Origin of the sequence: Ideonella azotifigens (assembly GCF_006519715.1) — a bacterium.
GTDB lineage: Bacteria > Pseudomonadota > Gammaproteobacteria > Burkholderiales > Burkholderiaceae_C > Ideonella > Ideonella azotifigens.
Map to the genome: position 1 here is coordinate 1 of NZ_VIDT01000563.1, position 3,629 is coordinate 3,629.

Here is a 3,629-nt window from a genome sequence, read left to right on the forward strand (position 1 = left end):
CTCAGGTGCCAGGCAAGCGTCACCAGCTGCAGCGCGCGGGCTTCGCCGAAAAGCGCCGGCAAACGGTGCTGCCAGGCCGCGACGAATTCTTCGGTGGCAACCGGCTCCAGCGCTTCCATGAGATCCGCGCCGGGCTGCGGGTTCACCGTGAGGACCCCGGCGATTCCAGGCGGTAGCCCGAGCCGTAGACCGCCGCGAGCCGGATGTCCCGCCGCGCCAGCCCCAGCTTCTTGCGCAGCGCGTGCACGTTCTGCGCCAGCGTGTGGGGCGCCACTTCGCTGCTCTTGCCCCAGACGCCGGCAATCAGTTCAGCCCGCGGGATGAAGCGGTCCGGGTTGTTCATCAGCAGCCAGATCAGGTCGAACTCGCGCGGCGTCAGCGCGAAACGTGCGTCGGGCTCGTCGACGTCGCGCACGCTCTGGCGCGCATAGTCGAGCCGGTAGGGGCCGAAGCTGACGCTGCCGCTGAACGCGGCCGGCGCCTGGTTGACCCGGCGCGCCAAGGCCTGCAGCCTGGCGCGCAGCACCGGCCTGGCAACCGGCTTGGTCAGGAAGTCGTCCGCACCGGCCTCGAAGGCCGCGACCACCCGCTCCTCGTTGTCGACGGAGGTCAGCATGACGATGGGCACCGCCAGGCCAAAGCGCTCGCGCACCCGGCGCAGCACCTGGTAGCCGCTGAGGTCCGGCAGCATCCAGTCGAGCACGATGAGCTGCGGCGTGGACTCGGCCAGCGCCTCGAAGAAGCTGCCCGCGGTCCAGAAATGGCGGACCTGGAATTCCGTGGCCGCCAGGCTCGCCTTGAAGTGCGCTGCGTGCTCGGGATCGTCTTCCAGCAGAAAGCTGCGCATTCATTCCCTTCTATTGCCGCGTGCAAATGACCCAAGCGGCCCAAGCGATTATGCGGTCGAGGTCAGTTGCGCTTGTCGAGCAGGAAGGCGTGAGGCACGCCGTCCAGCAGGCCATTGCCGGCGATCTGGCCCTTGGCATTGATCGCCGTGGCCTGCACGAAGGTCCAGCCGGCGGCGTTGTCGACCAGGCTGGCGAGGTCGTGCATCTTGCCGCCCTTGTAGAAGAAGGCCGAGGGGGTGCCTGCCGCGTCCACCATGCCGCCGACCACCGCGTCATGGTCGTTGAGCGCGGTGGCGAAGCTGCTGCCGCCATCGGGCGCGCCCAGGTCGATCATCGTCGTGCCGTCGAAGAAGAAGGCGTGGTGGTTCACACCGTCTGCGACATCGGCGTTGCCCACCACGTGGCCAGCGGCATTGATGGCCATGCCGATGGAGGACCGGCCCCCCAGCGTGCCTAGCTCGCGCCAGAAGCCGACCGTGGGGTCGTAGAGGAAGGCATGCGAGCCGGAATACGGCACCTGCGTGGCGCCTGTGATCTGGCCCGCGTCATTGACGCCGCGGGCATCGCAGCCGGAGGTCGGCACCAGGCAGCTCAAGCGGGTGAGCTTGCCGTCCTGGTACTTGAAGGCGTAGATCGAGCCCCACACCGGATCCAGGATGCCGGTGCCCACGACCGTGCCGTTGCCGGAGATCGCATGGGCATGGCTCTCGCCGGTGCCAAGGGGAGCAATCTCGACGGCGCCGGCCGCCTTGCTCCACCAGGCCGACGTTGCCAGCGAGCTTTGCTTGTCCATCAAGGTGCCTGCGACCTGGCCGGCATCGTTCAGCGCGGCCCCAGCGATCACCGAAGGCACCGAATGCCATTGGCCGCCGAAGTAGCGCGCCACCTTGCCGTTGCGCTCGCCGAGCACGTTGGCATTGGCATTCAGGCTGGTCGCGCTGGTGTTGGGGCCCAGGTCCACAAGTTGGTAGGCCGGCGCGGCCAGGCAGGCCGGTGCGACGAGCGACAGCGCCGCCAAAAGCGCGGCACAGGAAAGGGAAGACGAATGCATCGTGAGCCTTTGAATGGCGAAAGATGAGGGACGGGGCCGCGCTGGCGACTACTGCCTGGTCGTCTTGACGGTGATGTTGTCGATCACCGTGTTGCCGTCGGCGGGGCCGCTGAACGAGAAGCCTGCGATGCCGGTGGCCGACTTGAAGTGCAGCGTCTGGTAGCGGCTGGTCGGCACGTCCTTGTAGCTGTCGACCCGCAGCACCTTGGAGTAGACCGGATTGCCATTGCTGTCCCAGGCGGAGAAGGTCGACTCCACGTACACCGCCACGTCGATCTGCATGGCCTTGAGGGTGGCGCCGAAGGCCGCGTCGAAGTTGATGGTGATCGGGGAGGAGGACCATCCACCCTCGCTGCTCAGCCAAATGCCGCTGCCGGCCGTGCCGCGCACGGTGTTGCTGGGGTCCGCCCAGTCGCCGTCCACCAGGCAATAGTTGCTTGTGCAGAAGTTGCTGGCGTTCGAGTGCTTGGCGAACCAGCCCGACTCCCAGGCCGGGAAATCAGCGTTGAAATCTTCCGTCTTGGTGGCGGCGTGCGCGGACAGCGCCGGCCCGAAAGCGCAGGCCGCAAGGCATGCGAGCTTGAAAACGGCGGTGCGGAAGGTCGTGGGCATGGGCGTGTTCTTTGGGGGCTGCAATGACCCCATTGAACGCGCCGGCGCCGCCCGGGACAAGGGCAACTATCAAACATCATCAATGGCCGTGCGGAGCTTCCGGCGCGCATCTGCGCGGCCTGTTCCTGACGGGCAGGCCGCTGGTGACCAACCTCCGTGTCGGCGCGGCAATCGGTGCAGTTGCCAGTACGGTTTTGGGAAAGTTTTGGGGTCGCTTGGGGACGCCCAAGGGGGTTGGATCGGACATTGAGTCCATCCACTGCTCACTGGACGGATCCCATGATCGAAGTCAACTGGCTGCTGTTTGTCGGCGCCTCGCTGGTGCTCATCCTCACGCCCGGCCAGGACATGATCCTGGTCATGTCGCGCTCCGTTGCGCAAGGCGCCGTGGCCGGCTTGGCCACGGCCACCGGGGTCTGCAGCGGGCTGGTGGTGCACACCGCCCTGGCGGCGCTGGGACTGGGCGCCGTGATCCGCGCCTCGGCATGGCTGTACCTGGGTCTGCAGATCGGCGGCGCCCTCTACCTGGCCCACCTGGGCCTGCAACTGCTGCGTGTGCCTGACCAGCCGTTGGCCATGACAAGCGCCGCACCGCAACGGCCGGCGCGCATGTTCCTGGACGGCGCGCTCTCCAATGTCTGCAACCCGAAGATCGCCGTGTTCTACCTCGCGTTCCTGCCGCAGTTCGTCGCCCCCGGTGCCTCGCACGCGACCGCGTCGCTGTTCGCCCTGGGCCTGGCCTTTGCGCTGCTCGCCCTGCTGGTCAAGGGCCCGATCGGGCTGGGGGCGGCGGCGCTGTCGGGCTGGCTGCGGGCGCATCCGCGCTCGCTGGTCTGGCTGTTTCGCTGCAGCGGCGTGGTGCTGCTGGGGCTCGGCGCCCAGTTGATGCTGCAGCGGCCGCTGTGACGCCCGGAACCGGTGATCGGCGGCTAGGGCCTGTTAACGCTACGGCAAGGGGCGCGAAGGCCAGGCACAAGGGGCCAATCTAGGCGTGGACCGCCGCCCGCACTCGTGTGCGGGCAAGGGATGCAACGACGAGTGGCCCCTTGTGCCTGGCCTTCCCGAAGGGTTGTGATCAAAAGGGCCGCACGCGGCGTTGCAAATCCTCGTCGGGTATC

4 protein-coding genes are annotated in these 3,629 nt (G+C 67.5%); 1 reads left to right on the plus strand and 3 read right to left on the minus strand.

Annotation, left to right across the window (positions count from 1 at the left end; all coding sequences use genetic code 11):
- Nucleotides 1–142 precede the first annotated feature (142 nt).
- The 3 genes from FKP22_RS24070 to FKP22_RS24080 form a co-directional block, all read right to left on the minus strand.
- Nucleotides 143–847 carry a response regulator transcription factor gene (locus FKP22_RS24070; protein WP_141290198.1) on the minus strand — a complete coding sequence of 235 codons (705 nt, stop codon included), beginning with the start codon at nucleotides 845–847 and terminating at the stop codon, nucleotides 143–145.
- Nucleotides 848–909: 62 nt separating this feature from the next.
- The gene (locus FKP22_RS24075) at nucleotides 910–1,899 is read right to left on the minus strand and encodes a hypothetical protein (RefSeq protein ID WP_141290199.1); all 990 of its coding nucleotides are present in this window, start codon (nucleotides 1,897–1,899) and stop codon (nucleotides 910–912) included.
- Nucleotides 1,900–1,947: 48 nt separating this feature from the next.
- Nucleotides 1,948–2,511 carry a hypothetical protein gene (locus FKP22_RS24080; RefSeq protein ID WP_141290200.1) on the minus strand — a complete coding sequence of 188 codons (564 nt, stop codon included), beginning with the start codon at nucleotides 2,509–2,511 and terminating at the stop codon, nucleotides 1,948–1,950.
- A 279-nt stretch (nucleotides 2,512–2,790) separates the two neighbouring features.
- Between FKP22_RS24080 and FKP22_RS24085 the strand changes: the two genes are divergently transcribed.
- On the plus strand, nucleotides 2,791–3,417 hold the full coding sequence (locus FKP22_RS24085; protein WP_141290201.1) for a LysE family translocator: 627 nt from the start codon (nucleotides 2,791–2,793) through the stop codon (nucleotides 3,415–3,417).
- The last annotated feature ends 212 nt before the right edge of the window (nucleotides 3,418–3,629 follow it).

Bases quoted from the DNA above. Each gene is read 5' to 3' on its own strand.
- FKP22_RS24070 (WP_141290198.1), bottom strand. From the start codon at position 847: ATGCGCAGCTTTCTGCTGGAAGACGATCCCGAGCACGCAGCGCACTTC.
- FKP22_RS24080 (WP_141290200.1), bottom strand. From the start codon at position 2,511: ATGCCCACGACCTTCCGCACCGCCGTTTTCAAGCTCGCATGCCTTGCG.
- FKP22_RS24075 (WP_141290199.1), bottom strand. From the start codon at position 1,899: ATGCATTCGTCTTCCCTTTCCTGTGCCGCGCTTTTGGCGGCGCTGTCG.
- FKP22_RS24085 (WP_141290201.1), top strand. From the start codon at position 2,791: ATGATCGAAGTCAACTGGCTGCTGTTTGTCGGCGCCTCGCTGGTGCTC.